The organism is Cellulomonas hominis, from assembly GCF_901521055.1.
Lineage (GTDB): Bacteria > Actinomycetota > Actinomycetes > Actinomycetales > Cellulomonadaceae > Cellulomonas > Cellulomonas endometrii.
On record NZ_CABEGA010000042.1, the window covers coordinates 1 to 26,678 of the forward strand.

Here is a 26,678-nt window from a genome sequence, read left to right on the forward strand (position 1 = left end):
GGCGCGGGGCCGGAGCCCCGGTCCGGCCCGTCCCGCGGCTCCGGCCCCGCGCCCGTCCTCCGGTCGTCCCTCGGGCGACCAGGGTGGCGACTCCCGGGCCCCGCGGCCCGGTGGCGCACGTCCCGGCGCCCCGCGCCCGGGCAACAACCCGTTCGCCCCGTCGCAGGGCATGCCCCGCTCCGGCGGGCCGCGTCCGCCGCGCCCGGGCAACAACCCGTTCGCCCCGTCGCAGGGCATGCCCCGCCCGGGCGAGCGCCGTACCGACGCCCCGGCCGCCTCGGCCGGTGCGGGTGCCGGCGAGCGTCCCGGCGGGCCCCGTCCCGCAGCGCCGCGTCCCGGCGGTCCCCGCCCCAACCCCGGCATGATGCCCGGCCGCTCCGCGAGCGGCGTCGGCCGTCCGGGCGAGCGCCCGGCCCGTCCGGGTGGCGGCGGTCGTCCCGGTGGCGGCGGTGGCGGCGGCTACGGCGGCGGTGGCCGTCCCGGTGGCCCCGGTGGTGGCGGCGGCGGCTTCGCCGGCCGTCCCGGCGGCGGTGGCCGTCCCGGTGCCGGTGGTCGTGGCTCGACGCAGGGCGCGTTCGGTCGCGCCGGTGGCCGTCCCGTCCGCGGGCGGAAGTCGAAGCGGGCGAAGCGCCAGGAGTTCGAGCAGATGCAGGCGCCGTCGCTCGGCGGCGTGCAGGTGCCCCGCGGCAACGGCACGACCGTCGTCCGCCTGCGTCACGGCTCGTCGCTGAACGACTTCGCGGACAAGATCGACGCCAACCCGGCCTCGCTCGTCACCGTGCTGTTCCACCTCGGTGAGATGGCCACGGCGACGCAGTCCCTCGACGAGGACACCTTCGGCACGCTGGCCACCGAGCTCGGCTACGTCGTGGAGATGGTCTCGGCGGAGGAGGAGGACCGCGAGCTGCTCGGGGCCTTCGACATCGACCTGGACGCCGAGCTGGAGGGCGAGTCCGACGAGGACCTCTTCCCGCGTCCGCCGGTCGTCACCGTCATGGGTCACGTCGACCACGGAAAGACCAAGCTCCTCGACGCCATCCGGTCCACGGACGTCGTCGCGGGCGAGGCCGGCGGGATCACCCAGCACATCGGTGCGTACCAGGTCCGGACCGAGCACGAGGGCCAGGACCGGGCCATCACGTTCATCGACACGCCGGGTCACGAGGCGTTCACCGCCATGCGTGCCCGTGGTGCGCAGGTGACGGACATCGCGATCCTCGTGGTCGCGGCGGACGACGGCGTGATGCCCCAGACCATCGAGGCGCTGAACCACGCCCAGGCGGCGAACGTGCCGATCGTGGTCGCGGTCAACAAGGTGGACAAGGAGGGGGCCAACCCCGCCAAGATCCGCCAGCAGCTCACCGAGTACAACCTGGTGGCCGAGGAGTACGGCGGCGACACCATGTTCGTCGACGTCTCCGCCAAGCAGCGGATGGGCATCGACGAGCTGCTCGAGGCCGTCCTGCTGACCGCGGACGCCGCGCTCGACCTGCGGGCCAACCCCGACAAGGACGCCCGCGGTGTCGCCATCGAGGCGAACCTGGACAAGGGCCGCGGCGCCGTCGCGACCGTCCTGGTCCAGTCCGGCACGCTGCACGTCGGTGACGCGATCGTCGCCGGCACGGCCCACGGCCGCGTCCGTGCGATGTTCGACGAGCACGGCGAGAACGTCACCGAGGCGGGCCCGGCACGTCCGGTGCTGGTCCTCGGCCTGGCGTCGGTGCCGAGCGCCGGCGACACCTTCCTGGTGGCGCCGGACGAGCGGACCGCGCGGCAGATCGCCGAGAAGCGTGAGGCCGCCGAGCGCGCCGCCCTCCTGGCCAAGCGCCGCAAGCGCGTCAGCCTCGAGGACTTCACGCTCGCGCTCCAGCAGGGCAAGGTCGAGACCCTCAACCTGGTCCTCAAGGGCGACGTGTCCGGTGCCGTCGAGGCGCTGGAGGACGCGCTGCTCAAGATCGACGTCGGCGAGGAGGTCGAGCTGCGCGTCATCCACCGCGGTGTGGGTGCCATCACGCAGAACGACGTCAACCTCGCGACGGTCGACAACGCCATCATCATCGGCTTCAACGTCAAGTACGCGGAGCGGGTGGAGGACCTCGCCGAGCGCGAGGGCGTGGACGTCCGGTTCTACTCGGTCATCTACCAGGCGATCGACGACGTCGAGGCCGCCCTCAAGGGCATGCTCAAGCCGGAGTACGAGGAGGTGCAGCTCGGTACCGCCGAGGTGCGCGAGGTGTTCCGCTCCTCCAAGTTCGGCAACATCGCCGGCTCGATCGTCCGGTCCGGGGAGATCCGTCGCAACACCAAGGCGCGGGTGCTCCGGAACGGCAACGTCATCGGCGACAACCTCACCATCGAGTCGCTCAAGCGGTTCAAGGACGACGCCACGGAGGTCCGCGAGGGCTTCGAGTGCGGTATCGGCCTCGGGTCGTACAACGACCTCACCGAGGGTGACGTCATCGAGACCTGGGAGATGCGCGAGAAGCCTCGCGCCTGACCAGCAGCGTGACCCGCGGGTCTGCCCCCACGCCGGTGTGCGTGGGGGCGGGCCCGCGGCCGTCTGCCCGCCGTCCGTGCGGGCTTCATGGAGGAGCAGACATGGTGGACCACCCGCGGGCGCGCAAGCTCGCCGACCGCATCCAGCAGATCGTCGCGCAGATGATCGACACCCGCGTCAAGGACCCGCGTCTGGGCTTCGTGACCGTGACCGACGTGCGCGTCACGGGTGACCTCCAGCACGCCGACGTGTTCTACACGGTGCTCGGCGACGAGGACGACCGCGCGGGCAGCGCGAAGGCGCTGGAGAGCGCCAAGGGCCTGATCCGCTCCGAGGTCGGCAAGCAGACCGGCGTGCGGCTGACGCCGTCGCTGGACTTCCACCTGGACGCCGTGCCGGAGACCGCCGCGCACCTGGACGCCGCGCTGCTCGAGGCGGCGCGCCGGGACGCGGAGCTCGCGAGGCTCCAGGAGCAGGCGCAGTACGCCGGCGACGCGGACCCGTACCGCAAGCCGGTGGACGAGTCCGAGGGCGCCGACCAGGACGACGACGAGACGGACGCCGGGCCCACGGCCCGGTGATCCGGCGGTCCGGAAGACACGACGAGGTCGTCACCCCCGGGTGACGACCTCGTGGCGTTCCGCGGCTGGTCCGGTCAGCTCGCGGGCGTCAGTGCCGGCGCGGCAGCGGCCACCGGCGTCGCCACCTCGGCGCGGCCCGTGCCGCGGGGCATCGCGAGGGACGCGACCGCCGCGACCGCGATCACCGCCGCTCCGGTCAGCACGGCCGGCCGGAGCCCGGCGTCGAAGCCGTCGGGGGAGATCGTGCCGCCGGTTGCCGTGAACACCGCCGTCAGCACGGCCACCCCGAGCGCCACGCCGACCTCCCGCAACGTCGAGTTGGTCGAGGACGCGGTGCCGTGGTCGTCGGGCGCCATGCCCGCGAGCACAGCGGTCGCGCTGGGCGCGAACGTCAGACCCATGCCGACCCCCGCGAGCACCAGGCCCGGCACCAGCGCGCCGTAGCTGCCGTCCGCGGCGGCCACGGCCAGCCAGGCGAGCCCGGCGGACTGCAGCACCAGGCCGCCGGTCAGCAGCACCCGCACTCCGACGCGCGGGGCGAGCATGCCGGCGAGCGGCGCGACCACCATGGGAGCCGCGGTCCAGGGCAGCGTGCGCAGGCCCGCCTCCAGCGGGGAGTACCCCTGCGTGATCTGCAGGTACTGCGCGAGCAGGAACACCGCGCCGAACGCGCCGAGCGAGAACGCGAAGCCCGAGACGTTGGCGACCGCGAAGCTGCGGGACCGGAACAGCCGCAGGGGGACGAGCGCGTGCAGCGTCCGGGCCTCGTGCCGGAGGAACAGCGCGAGGGCGAGCGCGCCGCCCACGATCGGGCCGAGGACGCCCGCGGACGTCCAGCCGTCCTCGTTGCCGTGCACGACGCCCCAGACGATCCCGAGCACGCCGATACCGGCCAGCAGCAGGCCGAGGACGTCGAGCCGCTGAGCGCGCCCCCGGGACTCGGGCAGCGCGCGCAGGACGAGGGGCACGGCGACGAGCGCGACCGGCACGTTGATCCAGAACATCGCCTGCCACGAGATGCCCTCGACCACCGCGCCGCCGACCACCGGGCCGAGTGCCACGCCGAGGCCCGAGACACCACCCCAGATGCCGATGGCCATCGCGCGGCGCGCGACCGGCACGGCGCCGGCCAGCAGGGTCAGCGACAGCGGCATGATCGCGGCCGCCCCGACGCCCTGGACGGCGCGCGCGGCGATCAGGAGGGCCGGGGTGTCGGCCAGCGCGGCGCCGATCGACGCGAGCGTGAACAGCGCGATGCCGCCGAGGAACGTGCGGCGGCGGCCCCAGCGGTCGCCGAGCGTGGCGGCGGTGATCATCAGCGTGGCGAAGGCCAGCGTGTAGGCGTTCACGACCCACTGCAGGTCGGTGAGCGTCGCGCCGAGCTCGGCCTGCAGCACCGGCAGGGCGCTGGTGACGACCAGGTTGTCGAGCGTGGCCATGAACATCGGCAGGGAGGCCGCGAGCAGCGCGACGCCGACGGGGACGGCCCGGCGGGTGGACGCGGGACGGCCGGCCGGCGGTCCGGCCGGCAAGGGGGTGCGGGTCTGCGTCGACATGACGGGCTCCTGTATGCATCGACTGATAACTTGGAGAGAGACGCTAGTTATCCGCTGATAACATGTCAACCATGACCGCCGTCGACGCCAGCACCGGACCGAGTCCCCGCGCCCCGCGGATGTCGGGGGAGCAGCGGCGGGAGCAGATCCTCGCCGCGGCCCTGACGGCGTTCGCCGAGGGCGGGTACGCCGGGACCAGCACCGACCAGGTGGCCCGCGCCGCGGGCGTCTCGCAGCCGTACGTGATCCGGCTGTTCGGGTCGAAGCAGCAGCTGTTCCTCGACCTCTACCGCGGGGTGTGCGCGCGGATCCTCGACGTGATGGGCGCCGTCGAGCCGGGCCCGGACGCGGCCGCCCGGGTGGGGAGCGCATACGTGTCCCTGATGGCCGACCGCCATCTGCTCCGCGTCCTGATGCACGGGTTCACCGCGGCCGCCGACCCCGCGATCGGGGAGACCGCCCGCCGCACGCTCGGGCAGGTGTTCGCGCTGTTCCGCGAGCGGGTCGAGGTGCCGGAGGGCCCCGACGCGGACGCGGACGCGGACGCGGCGGCCGACGAGGCCGCCCGCCGGTTCGTGGCGGACGGCATGCTGATCAACGTGCTGCTCGCGTCCGACGCCTTCCGTCACACGCACGAGGAACCGGGCATGGACGCGTTGCTGTCCTGCCTGGGCGAGCAGGTGCTCGCCGTCACGGGCGCCGAGGTCGGACGGTGAGCGCACCGCAGGACGCGCCGCAGGGTGCCCGCGCCGACCGGCCCGCCCGCGACGGGCGGCCCGTCCGCGCCGAGCGGCCCGCCCGCCCGCGACGACCCACCGCGCCCGACGGCCTGCTGGTCGTCGACAAGCCCGCGGGGTGGACCAGCCACGACGTGGTCGCGAGGGCGCGCGGTCTGGCCGGGACCCGGAAGGTCGGGCACGCGGGCACCCTCGACCCGATGGCGACCGGCGTGCTCGTGCTCGGTGTCGGCCGGGCCACCCGCCTGCTGACCTACGTGGTGGGCGCGGACAAGGAGTACACGGCGACCGTCCGGCTCGGCGTCGCCACGACCACGGACGACGCCGAGGGCGAGGTGCTGGCGCGCGCCGACGCCTCCGGGGTGACCCGGGCCGCGCTCGACGCGGGCGTCGCGGACCTCACGGGTCCGATCAGCCAGGTGCCGAGCGCCGTCAGCGCGATCAAGGTCGACGGGCAGCGCGCCTACGCCCGGGTCCGCGCGGGGGAGGACGTGGAGCTCGCCGCGCGGCCCGTGACGGTCGCGCGGTTCGACGTGCACGACGTGCGCCCGGTCCCGGACGCCGACGGTTCCGGCCTGGCGGTGCTGGACGTGGACGTCACGGTGGTGTGCTCGTCCGGGACGTACATCCGCGCCCTCGCGCGGGACCTCGGCCGGGTGCTGGGCGTGGGCGGCCACCTGACCGCCCTGCGCCGGACCCGGGTCGGCGGCTACGGCCTGGACGTGGCGCGGGACCTGGAGCAGCTGGACGCCTGGCCGGCGGACGTGCCGCTGGACACGCTGCCGCTCGCGGACGCCGCCCGCGCCACGTTCCCGGTGCGCGAGCTCACCGAGGCCGAGACGCGTGCGTTGTCCTACGGGCAGCGGATCCCCGCGACGGGGACGGCCGCGGGCGTGACGGTCGCGGCGCTGTCGCCCGACGGGGTGCTGGTCGCGCTGCTGGAGGACCGCGGGCCGCACGCCCGCCCCGCCCTGGTGTTCGCCGCCGCGTCGGCCTGACCGGCGCCCCAACCGCACCGGCCGACCCGTCCACCCACCGACCCATCCCGGCACCGCACGCAGAGTGGAGCGTTCGGCCCGACACGCTTCGGCGTGTCCGGCAGAAGTCTCCACTCGGCGGTGATGGCGGTGCTGAGGCGGTGGTGCTGGGACCGTTGATCGTCACCGCTACGGGGCCGGGGGCGCGCAGGGCACCGTCCGCGGCGTGGCAGGCTTGTCCCCGCGCCGCGGGGGACCGCGGCGCACGGAGCGCGCCGCGAGGCGCCGGACCGACGGGAGTGCGAGTGCATCGCTGGACGGACCTCGCGCAGGTCCCCGCGGACTTCGGGCCGTCGGTGGTGACGGTCGGCAACTTCGACGGGGTGCACCGCGGTCACGTCGGGGTGCTGACCCGCATGGTGGCGGACGCCCGGGCGGCGGGTGCGCGGTCGGTGGCGGTGACGTTCACGCCGCACCCCCAGCAGGTGCACCGGCCCGAGCAGGCGCCCCCGCTGCTCACCGGCGACACCGACCGCCTGGAGCTGCTCGAGCAGACCGGCCTGGACGCGGTGCTCCTGCTCACCTACACGCTGGAGTTCGCGCAGCAGACGGCCGAGGAGTTCGTCCGCCGGTACCTGGTCGAGGGGCTGCGCGCGCGCACCGTCGTGGTGGGCCGGGACGTGCGGTTCGGCCGGGGCAACGCCGGTGACCTCGCGACGATGGTCGAGCTGGGGGAGCGGTTCGGCTTCGCGGTCGAGGTCATCGAGGACGTCGCACCCGACGGCGGGGACGAGGGCGCGGCGGGCGCCGGCCCCGCCGACCCGCTGGCCGACCCGCTGCGCCGGCGCTGGTCCTCGACGTGGGTGCGCGAGCTGCTCGCCGCGGGCGACGTCCGGCAGGCAGCGCGGGTGCTGGGCCGGCCGCACCGGATGCGCGGCACCGTCGTGCACGGCGACAAGCGCGGCCGGGACCTGGGCTACCCCACGGCGAACCTGTCGCCGGACTCGGCCGGCATGGTGCCCGCGGACGGCGTGTACGCGGGCTGGCTCCGCCGCCCCGGGGTCGAGCCGGGCGCGCCCGACGCGGTGCTGCCCGCCGCGGTGTCGGTCGGCACCAACCCCACGTTCGACGGGGTGCAGCGCCGCGTGGAGGCGTACGTCCTGGACCGCACGGACCTCGACCTGTACGGCGAGGAGGTCGTGCTGGACTTCGTGGAGCGGCTGCGGCCGACGCTGCGGTTCGACTCGGTCGACGAGCTCGTCGAGCAGATGGACCGGGACGTCGAGGGCGTCCGCGGCGTGCTGCGCCCGGTCGCCGACCAGGCCGACCAGCAGGACTGAGGTCGGCTGCTAGACTCGGACAGCCGTCAGAACGGCCGCGGACCGAGAGCGCCCGGGTGGACCTGCCCCGGAGCACCGCGCAACGAGACAAACCGGGAGAGTCGTGCCCCTCGACAGTGCCACCAAGCAGTCCATCATGACCGAGTACGCCACCCACGAGGGTGACACCGGTTCCCCCGAGGTCCAGATCGCGATGCTCACGCAGCGCATCAAGGACCTGACCGAGCACCTCAAGACGCACAAGCACGACCACCACAGCCGCCGTGGGCTGCTGCTCCTGGTCGGCCAGCGCCGCCGGCTGCTCGGCTACCTGCAGAAGGTCGACATCAACCGCTACCGCAGCCTCATCGAGCGGCTCGGCCTGCGCCGTTGATCGCCTGACCAGCCCGGACCCCGATCGGGGTCCGGGCTGGTCCTGCGTCGGGGCCCCGCGTCCCGGCACGCACCACCGCACGACCCAGCACCACCCCAGCACCACCCAGCTCCATCCAGCACCACTTCTCACTCCGCGCCGGTCGACGCGTCCGGTCCTCGGTAGTGGCGCTCGGAACGCCTCGGCGCTCCGGGTACCTCGATCGAAGACCGCCGTGACCGGTCCGGCGCCTTCGAGACAAAGGAGGGCACCCGTGGAGGGTCCCGAGATCCAGTTCGCCGAGGCCGTGATCGACAACGGTCGCTTCGGCACCCGCACCGTCCGCTTCGAGACCGGCCGCCTGGCCAAGCAGGCCGCCGGTTCGGCCATGGCCTACCTCGACGGCGAGACCGCCCTGCTGTCCGCGACGACGGCGGGCAAGCACCCCAAGGACCAGTTCGACTTCTTCCCGCTGACGGTGGACGTCGAGGAGCGGCAGTACGCCGCCGGCAAGATCCCCGGCTCGTTCTTCCGCCGCGAGGGTCGCCCGTCGACCGACGCGATCCTGGCCTGCCGCCTGATCGACCGCCCGCTGCGCCCGCTGTTCGTCAAGGGCCTGCGCAACGAGGTCCAGGTCGTCATCACCGTCCTGGCGATCCACCCGGACGACGCGTACGACGTGCTCGCGATCAACGCGGCGTCCATCAGCACCCAGATCTCCGGCCTGCCGTTCTCCGGCCCGGTCGGTGCCGTGCGCATCGCGCTGATCGACGGCCAGTGGGTCGCGTTCCCGCGCTACACCGAGCGCGAGCGCGCCACGTTCGAGATCGTCGTGGCCGGCCGTGTCGTCGGTGACGACGTGGCGATCGCCATGATCGAGGCCGAGGCCCCGGAGAAGTCCTGGAACCTCATCAAGGACGAGGGCGGCGTCGCCCCGACCGAGGCCGTCGTGGCCGAGGGCCTGGAGGCGTCCAAGCCGTTCATCCGCGCCCTGGTCGAGGCGCAGCAGCAGCTCGCCGCGCAGGCCTCCAAGGAGACCCGCGACTTCCCGACGTTCCCGGACTACCAGCCGGACGCGTACGAGGCCGTCGAGGGTGCCGCCCAGGCGAAGATCCACGAGGCGATGCAGATCGCGGACAAGCAGACCCGCGAGGGCCGCCTCGACGAGATCAAGGCCGAGGTGCTCGACGAGCTCGCCGCGTCCTTCGAGGGCCGCGAGAAGGAGCTGTCCGCCGCGGTGCGTGCGGTGACCAAGAAGGTCATCCGCCAGCGCATCCTCACGGACGGCTTCCGCATCGACGGCCGTGGCCTGCGGGACATCCGCACGCTGTCGGCCGAGGTCGAGGTCCTGCCCCGCGTGCACGGCTCGGCGCTGTTCGAGCGCGGCGAGACCCAGATCCTGGGTGTCACCACGCTGAACATGCTCCGCATGGAGCAGCAGATCGACTCGCTGTCGCCCGAGACGCGCAAGCGCTACATGCACAACTACAACTTCCCGCCCTACTCGACCGGCGAGACCGGCCGGGTGGGCTCGCCGAAGCGGCGCGAGATCGGGCACGGCGCTCTCGCCGAGCGCGCGCTCATGCCGGTGCTGCCGAGCCGCGAGGAGTTCCCCTACGCGATCCGTCAGGTCTCCGAGGCGCTGGGCTCCAACGGCTCGACCTCGATGGGCTCGGTCTGCGCGGCCACGCTGTCGCTGCTGAACGCCGGTGTGCCGCTGCGCGCGCCGGTCGCCGGCATCGCGATGGGCCTCGTGTCCGACACGGTGAACGGTGAGACCCGCTACGCGGCGCTGACCGACATCCTGGGCGCCGAGGACGCGTTCGGCGACATGGACTTCAAGGTCGCCGGTACCCGCGAGTTCGTCACGGCCATCCAGCTCGACACCAAGCTCGACGGCATCCCCGCCTCCGTGCTGGCCGACGCGCTGACCCAGGCCAAGGAGGCCCGCCTGGCGATCCTCGACGTGCTCAACGAGGCGATCGACGTCCCGGACGAGATGTCGCCGAACGCCCCGCGCGTCATCACGGTGAAGGTGCCGGTCGACAAGATCGGCGAGGTCATCGGCCCGAAGGGCAAGATGATCAACCAGATCCAGGAGGAGACCGGCGCCGACATCTCCATCGAGGACGACGGCACCGTCTACATCGGCGCGACCGACGGCCCCTCGGCCGAGGCGGCGCGGGCCGCGATCAACGCGATCGCCAACCCGCACATGCCGGAGATCGGCGAGCGCTTCGTCGGCACCGTCGTCAAGACGACCACGTTCGGCGCGTTCGTCTCCCTGTCCCCGGGCAAGGACGGCCTGCTGCACATCTCGCAGATCCGTCGCCTCGTCGGCGGCAAGCGCGTCGACAAGGTCGAGGACGTCCTCGGCGTGGGCCAGAAGGTCCAGGTCGAGATCGGCGAGATCGACCCGCGCGGCAAGCTGTCGCTGCACGCGGTCGTGGCCGAGGACGCCGAGGGCGGCGAGGGTGCGGCCGAGGCCGCCGCTGAGCCGGCCGACGCCTGACGTGCCGCTGGACCTCCCTCTCGTCGCGCCCGGTGACCCGGGCAGCGACGTGACCGCCGGGCAGGCGGGCGACGGCGACGTCCGTCGCTCCGTCCTGCCCGGCGGGGTCCGCCTCCTCACGGAGCACGTCCCCGGGATGCGGTCCGCGTCCGTGGGGGCGTGGGTCGGCGTGGGTTCCCGGGACGAGAGCGACGGGCACCACGGCTCGACGCACTTCCTCGAGCACCTGCTGTTCAAGGGCACCGCGCGGCGCACGGCGATGGACATCGCCGAGGCGTTCGACGAGGTCGGCGGCGAGGCCAACGCCGCCACGGGCAAGGAGCACACCTGCTACTACGCCCGGGTCCTGGACGAGGACCTGCCGATGGCGGTCGACGTCATCGCGGACATGGTCACCTCGGCGCGGCTCGACGCCGACGAGCTCGAGACCGAGCGCGGCGTGATCCTCGAAGAGCTCGCGATGAACGACGACGACCCGAGCGACGTCGTGCACGAGCGGTTCGCGACGGTCGTCCTGGGCGACCACCCGCTCGGCCGCCCGATCGGTGGCACGCCCGAGACCATCCGGGCCGTGCCGCGGGACGCCGTCTGGGAGCACTACCGGCAGCACTACCGGCCGGCCACGCTCGTCATGACGGCCGCCGGGAACGTCGACCACGACGCCCTCGCGGCGCAGGTGGCCCGCGCGCTGACCGACGGCGGCTGGACGCTGCCCGAGGGCGACGCGCCCGCCGGCCGCCGGGACGTCCGGGACGCGGTCGCCGTGACGGCGCAGGCCGAGCGGGTCACCGTGCGGCGCTCCACCGAGCAGGCGAACGTCATCGTCGGCGGCACCGGCCTCACGGCCACGGACCCCCGGCGGTTCACGCTCTCGGTGCTGAACGCGGCGCTGGGCGGCGGCATGTCGTCGCGGCTGTTCCAGGAGATCCGCGAGAAGCGGGGCCTGGCGTACTCGACGTACTCGTTCGCGTCCGGCCACGCCGACACGGGCGTGTTCGGGCTGTACGCCGGCTGCGCGCCGGGCAAGGTCGACCAGGTCACGGACCTGCTCGTCGCCGAGCTCGAGCGCCTCGCGGACTCGGGCCTCACCGACGCCGAGCTGCGCCGGTCCGTCGGGCAGCTGTCCGGCAGCCTGGTGCTCGGCCTCGAGGACTCCGGCTCCCGGATGTCCCGGCTCGGCAAGTCCGAGCTCGTGCACGGGGAGCTGCTGTCCACGCAGGAGTCGCTCGACCGCGTCCGCGCGGTCACGGCGCGCGACGTCCAGGAGCTCGCCGCCGACCTCGCGTCGCGGCCGCGCTCGGTGGTGCGCGTCGGCCCCTTCGGGGACTGAGCCACCCGCGGGTCCACCGGCCCGCACGACCGACCAGGAGCCGGGTCCCCGTCGCGGGGCCCGGCTCCTGGCGTCCGCGGCCGATCCGGGCCGGAGGTCCCGTTCCCCGCGGCGACCCCCGGGCGGATCATGGACGCATGGCCGCCGTCACGCTCACCCGCCGCTCCGTCGCCGTCGCGCCCCGCTCGCCGGGGCTGGTGGAGGCGCTGTGGGCGGCGCGGGGTCCGCACGGCGCGCCGCCGCGCGTGGCGCTGCCCGACGGGCGCCCGGCGGCCGTGGTCCGCATGGGCGGGCCGGTGCGGTGGGTGGACCCGCTCACCCGCGAGACCGAGGTGATCGGCAGCGTGCTGCGCGGGCCGCGGAGCGTGCCGCAGGTGGTGCTCCCCGACGACCCCGCCGCCCCGTCGTGGGAGGTCGGCGCCCGGCTCGCCCCGTGGGCGCTGTCCGCGCTGCACCCCGGCGGGTTCCTGGTCGACGACCACCGGCCGCTGGGCGAGGCGCTCGGGCTGGGCGAGGGGGTGCTCGAGGACCGGCTGGCCGCGGCCTGGGCGGCCGCGACGACGCCCGGCGGGGACGAGGACGCCGGTGCGCGGGCCGCGGCGCGGGAGCTGGAGGAGGCCCTGGTGGGCGCGGTGCGCCGGCCCGTGCCCGTCGGCGACCGGGACGACCTGGACCGCGTGGTGCGGCTCGCGGACGACGAGCGCGGCCTGCTCCGCTCGATCGACCTGGCCCGCTCCGTCGACCGGTCGCTCGCCTCGCTGCACGCCCTGACGACCCAGCACCTCGGCGTCACGCCCGCCGCGTTCCTGTCCGCGGTGCGGATGTGGTGCGCGGTCCGCGAGCTCGGCGTCGACGACCGCGGGGACGCCCTGCGCGTGGTCGCCGTGCTGCGTGCGTACTGCGACGCCGGGTACCCGCAGCGGGAGGTGGAGCGGTTCACCGGTCTGAGCGCGCTGGAGCTGCGCCGGGCCGTGCGCGGCATGGAGGAGGTGCTGGCGACCGTCTAGGGTGACGTCCCGTGACCTCACCTGACGGCAGCATCGACTCGACACCGGTAGCCGTGCTCGGCGCGGCCGGACGCATGGGCCGCGCGGTCGTGGCGGCCGTCGAGGCGGCGCCGGACCTGGAGCTGGTGGCCGCCCTCGAGCACGGCGACGACGTCGGCGCGGTCGCCGCGACGGGCGCACGGGTGGCCGTCGACTTCACCGTCCCCTCGGTCACCGAGGCGAACGTCCGGTCGCTCGTGGCGCAGGGCGTGCACGTCGTGGTCGGCACCACCGGCTGGACCCCCGAGTCGCTCGGCCGGGTCGCCGCGGACCTCGAGCAGCGTCCGGGCGTCGGGGTGCTCGTCGCCCCGAACTTCGCGCTCGGGGCGGTGCTCGCGATGGCGTTCGCCGCCCGCGCCGCCCGCTGGTTCGAGTCCGTCGAGGTGGTCGAGCTGCACCACCCGGACAAGGTCGACGCGCCGTCCGGCACCGCGCGGCACACCGCGCAGGCGATCGCCCGCGCCCGCCGCGACGCCGGGCTCGGCCCCGTCCCCGACGCCACGGCCACCGCCCTGGACGGCGCGCGCGGCGCGGACGTCGACGGGGTCCGCGTGCACGCCGTGCGCCTGCGCGGGCTGGTCGCGCACGAGGAGATCCTGCTGGGCAACCCGGGGGAGCAGCTGACCATCCGGCACGACTCGTTCGACCGGGTGTCGTTCATGCCGGGCGTGCTGCACGCGGTGCGGACGGTCGGCGGGCGACCCGGGCTGACCGTCGGGCTCGAGCACTACCTGGACCTGGGCTGACGCGCGTGACCGGCCCCACGGACCCCGACCGGACCGGCGCATCCCACGGGCCCGAGCGGCCCGCGGGCGGGGAGCGCCGCCGACGGACGTCGCTGGTCGCGGCACTCGCGCTGACGGCCCTGCTGGCGCTCTACGTCTGGGTGGTCGCCGGCCGGGCGCTCGCGCTCATCCGGACCGAGGAGCCCGTCGGCATCGCGCTCGGCATCGCGTTCGCGGTGCTGCCGCTGCTGGTGCTCGTGCTCGTCGCCCGGGAGTGGCTGCTGGCGATCGACGTGCAGCGGATGGCCGACGAGCTCGCCGACCGGGGCGAGCTCCCGGTGGACGACCTGCCGCGCAGCCCGGGCGGCCGGATCGACCGGGCCGCCGCCACCGCCGCCTTCGACGGCGCCCGCGCCGAGGCGGAGGCCGCCGACCCGGACGACTGGGGCGCGTGGTACCGGCTGGCGTTCGCGTACGACGCCGCGGGGGACCGCCGGCGGGCCCGCGCGGTCCTCCGGCACGCCAGCCGCCTGCACCGCGGCCGCGGCACGGGCGCCCCGCCCGCCCTGTGACCGCCGCGCTGTGACCTCCAGCGCGGTGACCCCCCGCGCGGGGTCGCCTCAGGCCGGGGTCAGGTAGCGGGTCAGGGCGTCGGCGGGCATCGGGCGCGCGACGAGGTAGCCCTGGACCAGCGGGATCCCGGCCGCCCGCAGGGCGTCGAGCTGCTCGGGGGACTCCACGCCCTCCGCGACGACCGCCATGCCGCGGTCGGTCGCCATCCGGTGCACGAGCTCGACCAGCAGCGCGTCCATCGGGTCGTCGAGCATCCCGGCGACGACGGAGCGGTCGATCTTCACGACGTCCACCGGCAGGCGGGTCACCTGCCGCAGGCCGGACATCGCGCCGCCGAGGTCGTCCAGGGCGATCGGGACGCCGGCCGCTCGCAGCGCCCGCAGGGCCGGGTGGGCCCGCACGATCTGCGCCTCGGTCGCCGCCTCGGACAGCTCCAGGCGGACGGCGCCGGGCGCGGTGCCGGTCGCGGCCAGCACCGCCAGCACCCGCTCGGCGAGCTGGAGCTCGTCCAGCGCCCAGGGGGACAGGTTCACGTTGACGACCTCGGGCGCGCGGACCGCGGGGTCCGCCTGCCACGCGGCCAGGTCGCGGCAGGCCCGGTCCAGCACCCACAGGTCCAGGTCGAGCGCGCGCCCCGCCCGGGCGGCGCGGCCCAGGGGCTCGAGCGGGCCGCCCAGGGTGCCGTCGTCCGCGCGGCTGCGGAGCAGCGCCTCCACCTCGCGGACCGAGCCGTCCGCGGTCGCCGCGATGGGCTGGTAGTGCACCTCGAGACCCGCCCACGCCGCGGTCTCGACCTCGGGGGGACCGGTGTCGGCACCCGCGAGCCGGACGCGGTCGCCGCCGGACTTCTTGGCCCCGTACATCGCCAGGTCCGCCTCGCGCAGCAGCCGGTCGCTGTCGACCAGCGCCCCGGCGCCGATGGCCAGCCCCACGCTGACGCGCGAGTGCGCCGGCACGGGCAGCGCCGGGTCGTGCGCCGCGATCGCCGCGCGCAGCTGCTCGCCCAGGCCCAGGGCGTGGACCCGCCAGGTGTCGTCCGGCGTCTGCGGGGGCAGCAGGCGGGCGAGCGCGAACTCGTCGCCGCCGAGCCGGCCGACCACGTCCCCGGGCCGGGACGTCGCCCCGAGGCGTGTCGCCACCGAGTGCAGCAGCGCGTCGCCGAACGAGTGGCCCAGCGTGTCGTTGACCTCCTTCAGCCGGTCCAGGTCGAGGAAGGCCAGCACGACCGCACCGCGGCCGGACCGCGCCGCGTCGCACAGGTCACGCAGCCCGTCGACGAACCGCGCGCGGGACGTCACGCCGGTCAGGTGGTCGTGCGAGGCCTCGTGCGCGAGCTCCGCCGCGAGGGCCTCCATCAGCGTCGTCGGGTCGAGGATCCCGACCGGGGCACCGCCCGGGCCCGTGACGACCATGTCCGAGTAGCTGTCGCCCGCCGCGAGCCGCTCGGCCGCCTCCGTCAGGGAGGCACCGACGTCGACCCAGGGCACGTCCCACCGCGCGACGTCCGCGACCGGGCGCCGGGCCCACAGCGACCGCCCGAACCCGTACCGGCCGGTCATCGTCGTCAGGAAGTCCTTGCGGGCGACCATGCCGTGCGGGCCGCCCGCCTCCCGGGGCGCGACCAGCACGGAGGAGCCGGTCCACCGGCTGCGGAACCCCACGTCCACCGCCTCGCACGAGTCGGTGGGGGCGACGACGACGGGGGTGGACACGAGGTCGGCGAGCGCCCGGCCACGGTCGGCGCGCCGCCAGGGCGCGCGGGTCTGAGGGGCTGCCACGTCCGTGACCATCGCCCTCCGGCGCGCTGACCTGAGGCTCCGCCGCGCCCCGCCGCCGGGTGTTCGCCGGCCGTTCACCGGCCGCACCCGCCGGTCACCACGGCCGGGTGACGGCCTCACCCGTCCGCACCAGCGCGCCGGCCCGGGGTCAGATCGAGGCGCCCCAGAGGTGCTCGGTGATCTCGCGGGGGTCGTCCTCCTCGCCGAGGACCCGGCGCGCGCCGACGTCGCCGAGCCCCGCGGAGCCGAGGAACTGCTCGCGCGCCGTGTCGCCCTCGACGACCCAGGTCTGCACGCTCGTCGCGCGGTCCTCGTCGCGGAGCAGGTCGACCACCGCGGCCAGCAGGCGCGAACCGTGCCCGAGGCGCCGCTCGCCCGGCTCGACCTCGAGCGCCAGGATCTCCCCGCCGGGGGTGTCGTCGCCCGACCCGGGGGGCGCGGTGACGGGCACGACCGACGCGAACCCCACGAGCCGCGGGCCGTGGACGGCGACGAGCACGCGGTAGCCGCGGCCCGGCGGGGCGGTGATCGCGGTCGCCCACTGCTCGGTGAGCCGGGCGGGGTCGATCCGGTCCAGCACCCCGGCGCCCAGCGTCTCGCCGTGGGTGGCGCGCCAGGCGGCGAGCTGGACGGCGGCGATCGCCCGCTCGTCACCGGGGACGGCGGGCCGCACCGAGACGTCGGAGGTCGAGGGCAGGAGGGGTCCGGGCATGCGGGTCACAATGCCACGTAGCGGGTCTCGAGGTACTCCTCGATCCCGGCCTCGCCGCCCTCCCGCCCGATGCCCGAGTGCTTGACGCCTCCGAACGGTGCGCTGGCGTCCGACACCATGCCGCGGTTGACGCCGAGCATGCCGGCCTCGACCTGCTCGGCCAGGCGCATGACCCGGCCGACGTCGCGCGTGTAGGCGTACGCGACCAGCCCGTACTCGGTGGCGTTGGCCAGCCGGACGCCGTCCGCCTCGGAGCCGAACGTGACCACGGGCGCGACGGGTCCGAAGATCTCCTCCCGGACGGCGCGCGCGTCCTCCGGCACGCGGTCCAGGACGGTCGGCTGGTAGAAGTGCCCGCGCCCCGCGGGGCGCTCCCCGCCGGTCCGCACGCGGGCGCCCGCGTCCGCCGCCTCGGCGACCAGGTCGGAGACCCGCTCGACGGCGGACCGCTCGATCAGCGGGCCCACGGTCACGCCGGGCTCGGTGCCGTGTCCGACGACCAGGGCGTCGAACGCGGCGGTGAGCCGGTCGGTGAACTCCGCCGCGACGGACTCCTGCACCAGGAACCGGTTCGCCGCCACGCAGGTCTGGCCCGCGTTGCGCATCTTCGCGGCGACGGCGCCCTCGACGGCCGCGTCCAGGTCGGCGTCGTCGAACACGAGGAACGGCGCGTTCCCGCCCAGCTCCATCGACGTGCGCAGGATGCCGTCGGCGGCCTGCCGCAGCAGGGTCCGGCCGACCTCGGTGGAGCCGGTGAACGACAGCTTGCGCAGCCGCGCGTCGGCGAGCACCGGTGCGGTCAGGGCGCGGGACGAGGACGTGGGGACGGCGTTCACCACGCCCGCGGGCAGGTCCCGCGCGTCGAGCTCCTCGCGCAGCAGCTCCGCGAAGTAGGCGGTGGTCAGCGGTGTGAGCTGCGCCGGCTTGATCACCACGGGGCAGCCGGCCGCCAGCGCGGGCGCCACCTTGCGGGTGATCATCGCGATCGGGAAGTTCCACGGCGTGATGAGCAGGGCGGGGCCGACCGGCCGGCGCAGGACCAGCTGGTGGTGCGTGCCCGCCGGGGCGCGCCGGGTCAGGCCGTCGAGCCGGACCGCCTGCTCCGAGTACCAGCGCACGTACTCCGCGGCGTAGGCGACCTCCGCGCGGGACTCCGCCAGCGGCTTGCCGCCCTCGGCCGTGACCAGGGCGGCGAGGTCCTCGGCCCGTGCCGTCATGGCGTCGAAAACGGCCCGCAGCACGTCCGAGCGCGTCCGCGGGGACACGTCGCGCCACACCGGGAAGGCACGGTGCGCGGCGTCCAGGGCGGCGAGGCCGTCGTCCGGCGTCGCGTCCGCGACCTCGAACAGCACCTCGGTGGTCGCCGGGTCCGCCACGGGGAACGTGCCGCCGCCCGAGGCGTGCCGCCAGTGCCCGTCGATCAGCAGCCCCGTCGGGGTGTGCGCGGCGACGTAGGGCGGCAGCGGCGAGGACGACATGGGCCCAGTGTCGCGCTCACCCGGCGCTGCGGCACCCCCTGCGCCGCAGCGCCGTGCCGCGGGAGCCCGGCGCCGTGGCACGGTGGGGCCATGGCCGACCGCGCACCCCAGCCCGCACCCGAGCCCGCGCCCGACGCGGCGCCGTCCGTCCTGCCGGGCGCCGACCCCGCTCCGCCGGGCGCGGGGGCCGAGCGGCTGCCGGGGATCACCGACGTGCCCGGCGTCCGCGTCGGGCACGCGCAGCGCACCGGCGACGGGTGGCTCACCGGCGTCACGGTGGTCCTCCCGCCGCCGGGCACGGTCGCCGGGGTGGACGTCCGCGGCGGCGGGCCGGGCACGCACGAGACGGACGCGCTCGACCCGCGCACGCTCGTGCCGACCGCGGACTCCGTCGTGCTCACCGGCGGGTCGGCGTACGGGCTGGTGACGGCGCACGGGGTGCAGCGGTGGCTCGCGGAGCACGACCGCGGCTACCGCGTGGGGGAGGCGCCGGGCGAGGTGGTGCCGATCGTGCCGGCCGCCGCGGTGTTCGACCTGGGGCGCGGCGGGCGGTTCGACGCGCACCCGGACGAACCCCTGGGCTACGAGGCGGCGGTGGCCGCGGGGGCGAGCGCGGAGGGCGCGGACGTCGAGCGGGGTTCCGTCGGGGCGGGCACCGGGGCGGCCATCGCGATGCAGCGGCGCAAGGGCGGGGTGGGGACCGCCGCGGTGCGGCTGCCCGCCCCGCTGGACCACGTGGTCGTCGGGGCGCTCGCGGTGGTGAACGCCGCCGGGGTCCCGGTCGGCGCGCCGTGGCCCGACGCGCCGGTTCCCCCGGGGCAGCCCGGCGCCCCGGGCCGGCCCGGCACGACCGGCGAGCCCACCACCAGCACCGGCGCGCCGCTCAACACGACCGTCGCGGTGGTCGCCACGAACGCCGCGCTCGACCCCGCCGAGACGTCCCGCACCGCCACCGCCGCGCACGCCGGCCTGGCGCGCGCCCTCGACCCCGTCCACACACTCGTCGACGGCGACACCGTGTTCGCCCTCGCGACGGGCGCCGCGCCGCTGCCGGCGGGTCCGGCGGAGCGCGCCGCCCGGGTCGGTGCCCTGGTCCAGGTGCAGGCCGCGGCCGCCCGGGCCCTGGAGCTCGCCGTGATCGACGGGATCCGCAGCGCGCAGGGCGTGCGGACACCCCGGGTCGACCTGCCGGCGTGGGACGGTCCGCTGCCTACGATGGGGGCATGACGTCCGGCCTGCCCGACACCCGTCCTTCCGCCACGCCGTACGAGGAGCTGCTGCGCCTCGTGCTCGAGACGGGCACCCCGAAGGGCGACCGCACCGGCACCGGCACGCGCAGCGTGTTCGGCCACCAGATGCGGTTCGACCTGACGCAGGGCTTCCCGCTGGTCACGACCAAGCGCGTGCACCTGAAGTCGGTCGTGGGGGAGCTGCTGTGGTTCCTGCGCGGCGAGTCGAACGTGCGCTGGCTGCAGGCCAACGGCGTGCGGATCTGGGACGAGTGGGCCGACGAGGACGGCGACCTCGGCCCGGTGTACGGCGTGCAGTGGCGGTCCTGGCCCACGCCGGACGGCGGCACCATCGACCAGCTCGCGCAGGTCCTGGACGCGCTGCGCGCCGACCCGGACTCCCGCCGGCACATCGTCTCGGCGTGGAACGTGGCCGACATCCCGTCCATGGCGCTGGCGCCGTGCCACGCGTTCTTCCAGTTCTACGTGGCGGACGGGAAGCTGTCCTGCCAGCTCTACCAGCGGTCGGCGGACCTGTTCCTCGGGGTGCCGTTCAACATCGCGTCCTACGCCCTGCTCACGCACATGGTGGCCCAGCAGGTCGGCCTCGAGGTCGGCGACTTCATCTGGACCGGCGGCGACTGCCACATCTACGACAACCACGTGGAGCAGGTCCGCGAGCAGCTGACCCGCGAGCCGTACCCGTTCCCGACGCTGCGGCTGGCCAAGGCCGCCTCGCTGTTCGACTACACGTTCGAGGACGTCGTGGTGCTGGACTACCAGCACCACCCGGCGATCAAGGCGCCCGTCGCGGTCTGACCCGTCAGGGCATCCCGAGCCGGCGCAGCAGCGCGGCGGTCGCCGCGGCGAGCAGCACCACCACCACGAACGGCGCGCGCAGCAGCAGGGCGACCGCGGCGACGACCAGGGCCACGACCCGGGCGTCCAGGACCAGCGCGCCGTTCGACGTGCCGGCCTGCACCGCCACCAGGGCGGCGAGCAGCGCGGCCGTGACGAGCGCCGCGGTGCGGGTGACGCGCGGCCGGGCGAGCACCCGCTCCGGCACCACGTGCCCCAGCACCTTGGTCGCGAGCACGACGACCGACGCCGCGAGCACCGCCCACCACACCGCGACCCGGCTCACGGGGTCACCACCGGGGCGTCGTCCCGCCCGGCGCCGGGGCCGTCCGGCCGCTCCAGCGCACCGACGACGACGGCGAGCGCCGCGGCCGCCAGCACGGGCACACCCGCGGGGACCACGGGCGTGAGCGCCAGCGCGACGACCGCGGCGGCGACCGCGACCACCCGCACGGTCCGCACCTGCCGCGCGTCGGTCCCGGAGAGCCGCGGCCACAGCAGCGCGAGGAACGCCGCGCCGGCCGCGGCGTCCAGCCCGTAGCGGCGCGGGTCGCCCAGCGCGTCGCCCAGGAGCGCGCCCAGCAGCGTGCAGGCGTTCCACAGCACGAGCACCCCGACCCCGGTCCACCAGAACCCCGCGCGGGTGGCCGCCCGGGTGGGCTGCGCGGTGGCGACGGCCGTCGACTCGTCGATCGTGAGGTGCGCCGCCAGCAGCCGCCGCCAGCCGTGGGCCCCGAGCAGGGGAGCGACCTGCACGCCGTACAGGCCGTTGCGGGCACCGAGCAGGCCGGCGGTCGCCACGACCGCCCCGACGGCTCCGCCGGCCCCGATCACGCCGACGGCGGCGAACTGGGAGCCGCCGCTGAACATCAGCAGGCTCAGCGCCATCGTCTGCGGCAGGTCCAGGCCCGCGGCGACCGACAGCGCACCGAACGAGACCCCGTACAGGCCCGTGGCGACGGAGACGGACAGCGCGGTCCGGACCGCCGCGCGGACGGCCGGGTCGGGGGCGCGGCCCGTGCGGAGCGGAGGCAGGGGAGACACGGCGACGAGCGTAGGACGACGGACCGACGTCCCGGCGGGCGTGCCCGGATGCTGTCCGCCGCACGGCCTGCCGGTGGACGGGTCGAACCGCAGGTGAACGCGGCGGGAAGGCTCGCGGAACGTCCCCGCGGAACGCTCCGATCTGCTCGATCCGGGTGGCGGGAGCGGCGCAGAGTGTGCAGGGCCGCGACGGAGCGGTCCGCCCGCCACCTGCCCCCTGAACGAAGCGGATCTTCCCCCGTGTCCACTGCTGACGTCCTCGCCCCGCCGCCGGCGGCCGTGCCCTCGGGCACGAGCCCTCGCCGGCGCGGGGCCCTGCAGCAGCGCCGCCGCCGGTCGGCCCTGCTGTGGTTCCTCCTGCTCGCCGGGCCGAACGTGGCCCTGCTGCTGGTGTTCGTCTACCGGCCCCTGCTGCAGTCGTTCTACCTGTCCACGCTCCAGTGGAACCTCGGCTCGCCCGTCGCCCGCCAGATCGGCCTCGGCAACTACGTCGAGCTGTTCAGCTCCCGCGGCTTCGGTCAGATCGTCGGGACGACCGTGGTGTTCACCGTCGCGACGGTCGGCGGCGCGATGCTCCTCGGCCTCGGCCTCGCGGTGCTGCTCAACCAGAAGCTGCGGGGGCGGGGCTTCGCCCGGACCGTGGCGTTCGCGCCGTACGTGCTCTCGGGGTTCGCGGTCGGGATCCTCTGGCTGTTCATCTTCGACCCGCGGTACGGCCTCATGCGCGAGGTGCTGAGCTGGGTCGGCGCCACCTCGCCGCAGTGGTACACCGAGCGCCCCTGGCCGCTGGTCATGGTGATCGTGGTCTACCTCTGGAAGAACCTCGGGTACGTCGCCCTCATCTACCTGGCGGGCCTGCAGTCCGTCCCGCAGGACCTCAAGGACGCGGCCGCCCTCGACGGCGCGTCGTCCTTCCGGACGCTCCGGTCGATCATCCTGCCGCTGCTCACGCCGACGTCGTTCTTCCTGCTGGTCACGATGATGCTGGCCTCGCTGCAGTCCTTCGACATCATCAAGGCGATGACGCAGGGCGGGCCGCTGGGCTCCACCACGACGCTCATGTACTCCGTGTACCAGGAGAGCTTCGTCAACGGCCGCGCCGGGTACGCCTCGGCCGTCGCCACCGTCCTGTTCCTCGTGCTGCTGGCGGTCACCGCGGTGCAGATGCGGTTCGTCCAGCGGAAGGTCCACTACGCATGAGCGTCCTGACCCCCCGGCGCCCGGCCACGCAGACGCCGCCCGCACGTCGCCAGCTACGTGACGATGATCCTGGCGACCGTCGTGCTCGGCGCCCCGCTGCTGTGGCTGCTCCTGGCGAGCCTGAAGACGCCCGCCGAGCTCTACCAGTTCCCCGTGCAGTGGCTGCCGGGCGCGCCCAGCCTGGACAACTACGCGCAGGCCGCGCAGACCGTGCCGCTCGGCCGGCTGCTCGCCAACAGCGTCGGCCTGACGGTCGTCGGCGCGGGCCTCAAGGTCGTCCTCGGCCTGACGTGCGCGTACGCGCTGGTCTTCCTCGACTTCCCGTTCAAGAAGGTCGTGTTCGGCCTGGTCATCGCCACCCTGATGATCCCGCCGCAGGTCACGATCATCCCGAACTACACCCTGGTCGCCGACCTCGGCTGGCTGAACACCTACCAGGGCATCCTCGTGCCCGGCCTGGCCAGCGCGTTCGGCACCTTCCTGTTCCGCCAGCACTTCCTCACGCTGCCCACCTCGATCCTCGAGGCGGCGGAGCTGGACGGCGCCGGGCACTGGCGCAAGCTCTGGCGGTTCGTCGTCCCGATGAGCGCGCCCACGATCGCGGCGGTCACCCTCGTGTCCGTCGTCACCGAGTGGAACGACTACCTCTGGCCGTTCCTGGTCATCGACCGCGCCGACAAGATGACGCTGCCGATCGGCCTGACCCTCCTGCAGAACATCGACGGCCTCACCAACTGGGGCGTGCTGCTGGCCGCCACGGTCGTCGTCACGCTGCCGATCCTCGTCGTCTTCCTGGTCCTGCAGCGCCGGCTCGTCGCCGGCCTCACCGCGGGGGCCGTCACGGGCTGACATCCCCTCAGCACCCCACCCCCCGCACCCCCGAGACGTGGCCGGTCCGCCGGCCGCCTGAGACGGCCGCGCCCCCGCGCGCCCGTCAGCCGAGCACCGCACCGCGGTGCACGACCCCCCGAAGGAGCACCACCGTGTCCCACCCCCAGAGGCGTCGTCGCGGGCTTCCCGCCCTCGCCGCTGTCGTCGCCGGCACGACCCTCGCCCTCACCGCGTGCGGCGGCCCGAGCACCGCCGCGAGCGGGTCGGAGGCGTCCGAGTCGACGGACTCCACCGACTGGTCGCAGGTCGAGCCCGCCTCCGAGATCACCTGGTGGAGCAACCACCCCGGCCAGTCCCAGGCGGTGGAGGAGCAGCTCATCGCCGCGTTCGAGGCCGAGAACCCGGACATCAAGGTCAACCTGGTCACCGCCGGCGCCAACTACGACGAGGTCGCCCAGCGCTTCCAGGCCGCGTCGCAGACCGACGAGAAGCCGGACCTGGTGATCGCGTCCGACGTGTGGTGGTTCCGCTACCACCTGAACGACCAGATCATGCCGCTCGACGACGTCTTCGAGTACCTGGACGCCGACGCCGAGGACCTGCAGCCGGGCCTGTACGGCGACTACGAGTACGACGGCCAGCACTGGGCCGCCCCGTACGCGCGGTCGACGCCGCTCTTCTACTACAACAAGACGATGTGGGAGGCCGCCGGCCTGCCCGACGAGGGCCCGGAGACCTGGGAGCAGCTCCAGGAGTGGAGCACCGCGCTCGAGGCCCAGGTGCCCGAGGGCGGCTCGCCGTTCGGCCTGAGCCTGGGCACGTCCTGGTCGGCCTGGTGGTTCGAGAACATGATCTGGGGCCAGGGCGGCCAGTACTCCGACGAGTTCGAGGTCACCCTCGACTCCGAGGAGGCGCTCGCGGGCGGAGAGTTCCTGCGCGACCTGTTCCACGGGGACCAGGCCATCGCCACGGTCTCCGCGGACGACTCGATGACGGACTTCGCGTCGGGCCTCATCGCCTCGACCATCGGCTCCACGGGCTCGCTCAAGGGCGCGCTCGACGCCGCGCAGTTCGAGGTCGGCACGGCCTACCTGCCCGACGGCCCCCAGGGCGGCGGCACGCCCACCGGCGGCACCGGCCTGGCGATCTCCTCCTCCAGCACCCCCGAGGAGCAGCTGGCGTCCGCGATGTTCCTGGAGTTCCTCACGAACACCGAGAACACCGCCACCTTCTCGCAGGCCACCGGCTACATGCCGGTCCGCACGTCGGCCGTCGAGTCCGACACCATGAAGGCCGTCTACGAGCAGTACCCGCAGTTCCGCACCGCGGTGGACCAGCTCGCCGAGAAGGCCCGCCCGCAGGACTACATCCGCGTGTTCGTCCCCGGCGCCGACGCGCTGCTGACCGACGCCCTGGAGCAGATCGTGCTGGAGGGCACCGACCCGGCCGCGGCGTTCGAGTCCGTCGCGCCGCAGATCGAGACGGCGTACCGCGAGAACGTGGAGCCGTACCTGTGACCGACGCCGTCACGACCGGGACCGGGGTCGCCCGCACGGGCGGCCCCGGCCTCGGGGTCCCCGCGGTCGTCGCGCACCGCGGGAACTCCGCGGTCGCGCCGCAGAACACCCTCGCCGCGTTCGAGGCCGCCTGGCGGGCCGGCGCGGCGAGCATCGAGATCGACATCCAGCTCAGCGCCGACGGGCACGTCGTGGTCATCCACGACGACACCGTCGACGCGACCACCGACGGCCAGGGCGTCGTCGCCGAGCTGGGCCTCGACGCGCTGCGGTCCCTCGACGCGGGCTCGTGGTTCGCCGCGGCCTACGCCGGGCAGCGCGTGCCGACGTTCGCCGAGGTCCTCGACCTCATGGCCCGCCGCCCCGGCATCGACCTGCTGCTGGAGCTCAAGGGCCCCTGGACCGCCGAGCAGGTGCGGCCCGTCACCGACGCGATCCGCGCCGCGGGGCTGGCCGACCGGGTGATCGGGCAGAGCTTCTGGCCCGAGTCGGTGGAGGCGCTCGCGGAGGCCGACCCGGAGCTCCGCCGGGGGCTGCTGGTCTTCCAGGTCCCGGCCGACCCGGCCGAGCTGGTGCGGCTCTGCACCGACCTCGGCGTCATGACCTGCAACCCCTACGGGCCGCTGCTGGTCGAGCACCCCGACCTGGTCGAGCGGCTGCACGCCGCCGGCCTCCAGGTCATGGTGTGGACGCTGAACGAGCCGGAGCACTGGGCGGCCGCGACGGCGCTCGGCGTCGACGCGGTGATCACCGACCGCCCCGACCGGCTCGCGGGCTGGCTCGCCGCGCGCGCGTAGCCGCAGCAGCGTCCGACCGCCGCGCACCGCGTCCCCACCTCGGACGCGGTGCGCGGCGGCCGGGGGCGGGGCGGTACCGTGGGGGCATGCTCCCCGCCACCCCGTCGCGTCCGTTCGGCGCGGTGCTCACCGCCATGGTGACGCCGATGCGGGAGGACGGATCGGTCGACCTGGACGCCGCCGTCTCCCTGGCCACGCACCTCGTGGACCACGGGCACGACGGGCTGGTGCTGAACGGCACCACCGGGGAGTCGCCCGCGACGCACGCCCCGGAGAAGGCCGAGCTGATCCGCGCGGTCGTCGACGCGGTGGGGGACCGGGCGGCCGTGGTCGCCGGCGCGGGCTCCAACGACACGCTGCACGCCGTCCGGATGGCCGAGCAGGCCGCCGACGCCGGCGCGGACGGGCTGCTCGTCGTGAGCCCGTACTACTCGCGGCCCTCGCAGACCGGCGTGGTCCGGCACATCGAGGCAGTCGCGGACTCGACCCCGCTGCCCGTCATGCTCTACGACGTGCCGGGGCGCACCGGGGTGCGGTTCGCGCAGCCGACGCTCGACGCGCTGGCCGCGCACGAGCGCGTCGTCGCGATGAAGGACGCCACCGGCGACCTCTACGCGGCCGCGACCGCCGCCGCCCGCACGGGGCTGGCGTGGTACAGCGGGGACGACTCGCTCTACCTGCCGTTCCTCGCGCACGGCGCGGCGGGCATCGTCAGCGTGGTCGGCCACGTCGCCGGCCCGCAGCTCGCCGCGATCACCGCGGCGCACGACGCGGGGGACCACGCCCGCGCCCTGCAGATCTTCCTGTCGATCGCACCGGCGGTCGACGCGCTGAACGGCCAGGGGTTCCAGGCGGTCGCGGCCAAGGCCGCCGTCTGGTCCCTCGGTCTGATCCCGTCCCGGCACCTGCGGCTGCCCAACGTGGCCGCCACGGACGAGGACGTCGAGGCGGTGCGCGCGGGTCTCCGTGCGGCCGGTCTCGCGGACGTCCTCGCCACTGCGCCGTAAC

24 protein-coding genes are annotated in these 26,678 nt (G+C 75.1%); 18 read left to right on the forward strand and 6 right to left on the reverse strand.

Going from position 1 to position 26,678, the window contains the following annotated elements:
• Both infB and rbfA read left to right on the forward strand, forming a co-directional pair.
• Window positions 1–2,497 (forward strand): translation initiation factor IF-2 (gene infB, locus KJP73_RS12040; RefSeq protein ID WP_213283106.1); only part of this gene is annotated, 2,497 nt, incomplete at its 5' end.
• A gap of 101 nt (window positions 2,498–2,598) precedes the next feature.
• Window positions 2,599–3,078 (forward strand): 30S ribosome-binding factor RbfA, encoded by a 480-nt coding sequence (gene rbfA, locus KJP73_RS12045; RefSeq protein ID WP_213283107.1) that lies wholly within the window; start codon window positions 2,599–2,601, stop codon window positions 3,076–3,078.
• Window positions 3,079–3,152: 74 nt separating this feature from the next.
• Here rbfA and KJP73_RS12050 read toward each other — a convergent pair whose 3' ends face one another.
• Window positions 3,153–4,634, reverse strand: coding sequence for a DHA2 family efflux MFS transporter permease subunit (locus tag KJP73_RS12050; protein WP_213283108.1), 1,482 nt, complete (start codon window positions 4,632–4,634; stop codon window positions 3,153–3,155).
• Window positions 4,635–4,705: 71 nt separating this feature from the next.
• On the opposite strand from KJP73_RS12050, the gene KJP73_RS12055 reads away from it, so the two are divergent.
• From KJP73_RS12055 to KJP73_RS12095, 9 genes are all read left to right on the forward strand, one after another.
• Window positions 4,706–5,350 carry a TetR/AcrR family transcriptional regulator gene (locus KJP73_RS12055; RefSeq protein WP_249669334.1) on the forward strand — a complete coding sequence of 215 codons (645 nt, stop codon included), beginning with the start codon at window positions 4,706–4,708 and terminating at the stop codon, window positions 5,348–5,350.
• 113 nt (window positions 5,351–5,463) lie between these two features.
• Window positions 5,464–6,369, forward strand: coding sequence for a tRNA pseudouridine(55) synthase TruB (gene truB / locus KJP73_RS12060; RefSeq protein ID WP_249669336.1), 906 nt, complete (start codon window positions 5,464–5,466; stop codon window positions 6,367–6,369).
• A 284-nt stretch (window positions 6,370–6,653) separates the two neighbouring features.
• On the forward strand, window positions 6,654–7,688 hold the full coding sequence (locus KJP73_RS12065; protein ID WP_213283110.1) for a bifunctional riboflavin kinase/FAD synthetase: 1,035 nt from the start codon (window positions 6,654–6,656) through the stop codon (window positions 7,686–7,688).
• A gap of 103 nt (window positions 7,689–7,791) precedes the next feature.
• Window positions 7,792–8,061: a 30S ribosomal protein S15 gene (gene rpsO, locus KJP73_RS12070; RefSeq protein WP_179685891.1), complete on the forward strand. Its 270-nt coding sequence runs from the start codon at window positions 7,792–7,794 to the stop codon at window positions 8,059–8,061.
• 253 nt (window positions 8,062–8,314) lie between these two features.
• Window positions 8,315–10,552 (forward strand): polyribonucleotide nucleotidyltransferase, encoded by a 2,238-nt coding sequence (locus KJP73_RS12075; RefSeq protein WP_213283111.1) that lies wholly within the window; start codon window positions 8,315–8,317, stop codon window positions 10,550–10,552.
• 1 nt (window position 10,553) lies between these two features.
• A complete protein-coding gene (locus KJP73_RS12080) occupies window positions 10,554–11,882 on the forward strand; it encodes a M16 family metallopeptidase (RefSeq protein ID WP_213283112.1) in 1,329 nt (442 codons plus the stop codon).
• Window positions 11,883–12,019: 137 nt separating this feature from the next.
• Window positions 12,020–12,889, forward strand: coding sequence for a hypothetical protein (locus KJP73_RS12085; RefSeq protein WP_213283113.1), 870 nt, complete (start codon window positions 12,020–12,022; stop codon window positions 12,887–12,889).
• 11 nt (window positions 12,890–12,900) lie between these two features.
• Window positions 12,901–13,674: a 4-hydroxy-tetrahydrodipicolinate reductase gene (gene dapB, locus KJP73_RS12090; RefSeq protein ID WP_283770233.1), complete on the forward strand. Its 774-nt coding sequence runs from the start codon at window positions 12,901–12,903 to the stop codon at window positions 13,672–13,674.
• 92 nt (window positions 13,675–13,766) lie between these two features.
• Complete coding sequence (locus KJP73_RS12095; RefSeq protein WP_213283133.1) at window positions 13,767–14,225, forward strand: tetratricopeptide repeat protein; 459 nt, start codon at window positions 13,767–13,769, stop codon at window positions 14,223–14,225.
• Between the two features lie 48 nt (window positions 14,226–14,273).
• Here KJP73_RS12095 and KJP73_RS12100 read toward each other — a convergent pair whose 3' ends face one another.
• From KJP73_RS12100 to KJP73_RS12110, 3 genes are all read right to left on the reverse strand, one after another.
• Window positions 14,274–16,004, reverse strand: a complete 1,731-nt coding sequence (locus KJP73_RS12100; protein ID WP_213283114.1) for a putative bifunctional diguanylate cyclase/phosphodiesterase — start codon at window positions 16,002–16,004, stop codon at window positions 14,274–14,276.
• Window positions 16,005–16,152: 148 nt separating this feature from the next.
• A complete protein-coding gene (locus KJP73_RS12105) occupies window positions 16,153–16,716 on the reverse strand; it encodes a GNAT family N-acetyltransferase (RefSeq protein WP_213283115.1) in 564 nt (187 codons plus the stop codon).
• 5 nt (window positions 16,717–16,721) lie between these two features.
• A complete protein-coding gene (locus KJP73_RS12110) occupies window positions 16,722–18,194 on the reverse strand; it encodes an NAD-dependent succinate-semialdehyde dehydrogenase (RefSeq protein WP_213283116.1) in 1,473 nt (490 codons plus the stop codon).
• Between the two features lie 195 nt (window positions 18,195–18,389).
• Between KJP73_RS12110 and KJP73_RS12115 the strand changes: the two genes are divergently transcribed.
• Complete coding sequence (locus tag KJP73_RS12115; RefSeq protein ID WP_249669338.1) at window positions 18,390–19,421, forward strand: P1 family peptidase; 1,032 nt, start codon at window positions 18,390–18,392, stop codon at window positions 19,419–19,421.
• A complete protein-coding gene (locus KJP73_RS12120; RefSeq protein ID WP_213283118.1) occupies window positions 19,418–20,242 on the forward strand; it encodes a thymidylate synthase in 825 nt (274 codons plus the stop codon). The genes KJP73_RS12115 and KJP73_RS12120 overlap by 4 nt, the downstream gene beginning before the upstream one ends.
• 4 nt (window positions 20,243–20,246) lie before the next feature.
• On the opposite strand, the gene KJP73_RS12125 is transcribed toward KJP73_RS12120, so the two are convergent.
• Together KJP73_RS12125 and KJP73_RS12130 are read right to left on the reverse strand one after the other, a co-directional pair.
• Complete coding sequence (locus KJP73_RS12125) at window positions 20,247–20,567, reverse strand: AzlD domain-containing protein (RefSeq protein WP_213283119.1); 321 nt, start codon at window positions 20,565–20,567, stop codon at window positions 20,247–20,249.
• The gene (locus KJP73_RS12130) at window positions 20,564–21,325 is read right to left on the reverse strand and encodes an AzlC family ABC transporter permease (protein WP_249669335.1); all 762 of its coding nucleotides are present in this window, start codon (window positions 21,323–21,325) and stop codon (window positions 20,564–20,566) included. The genes KJP73_RS12125 and KJP73_RS12130 overlap by 4 nt, the downstream gene beginning before the upstream one ends.
• A 240-nt stretch (window positions 21,326–21,565) precedes the next feature.
• On the opposite strand from KJP73_RS12130, the gene KJP73_RS12135 reads away from it, so the two are divergent.
• The 5 genes from KJP73_RS12135 to dapA all read left to right on the forward strand — a co-directional run bounded on the left by KJP73_RS12135 (window position 21,566) and on the right by dapA (window position 26,677).
• Complete coding sequence (locus tag KJP73_RS12135; RefSeq protein ID WP_433995171.1) at window positions 21,566–22,525, forward strand: carbohydrate ABC transporter permease; 960 nt, start codon at window positions 21,566–21,568, stop codon at window positions 22,523–22,525.
• Window positions 22,526–22,588: 63 nt separating this feature from the next.
• Window positions 22,589–23,374, forward strand: a complete 786-nt coding sequence (locus KJP73_RS12140; RefSeq protein ID WP_213283120.1) for a carbohydrate ABC transporter permease — start codon at window positions 22,589–22,591, stop codon at window positions 23,372–23,374.
• 134 nt (window positions 23,375–23,508) lie between these two features.
• Window positions 23,509–24,873 carry an ABC transporter substrate-binding protein gene (locus KJP73_RS12145; RefSeq protein ID WP_213283121.1) on the forward strand — a complete coding sequence of 455 codons (1,365 nt, stop codon included), beginning with the start codon at window positions 23,509–23,511 and terminating at the stop codon, window positions 24,871–24,873.
• A complete protein-coding gene (locus KJP73_RS12150; protein WP_213283122.1) occupies window positions 24,870–25,670 on the forward strand; it encodes a glycerophosphodiester phosphodiesterase in 801 nt (266 codons plus the stop codon). The genes KJP73_RS12145 and KJP73_RS12150 overlap by 4 nt, the downstream gene beginning before the upstream one ends.
• An 86-nt stretch (window positions 25,671–25,756) precedes the next feature.
• On the forward strand, window positions 25,757–26,677 hold the full coding sequence (gene dapA / locus KJP73_RS12155) for a 4-hydroxy-tetrahydrodipicolinate synthase (RefSeq protein ID WP_213283123.1): 921 nt from the start codon (window positions 25,757–25,759) through the stop codon (window positions 26,675–26,677).
• The last annotated feature ends 1 nt before the right edge of the window (window position 26,678 follow it).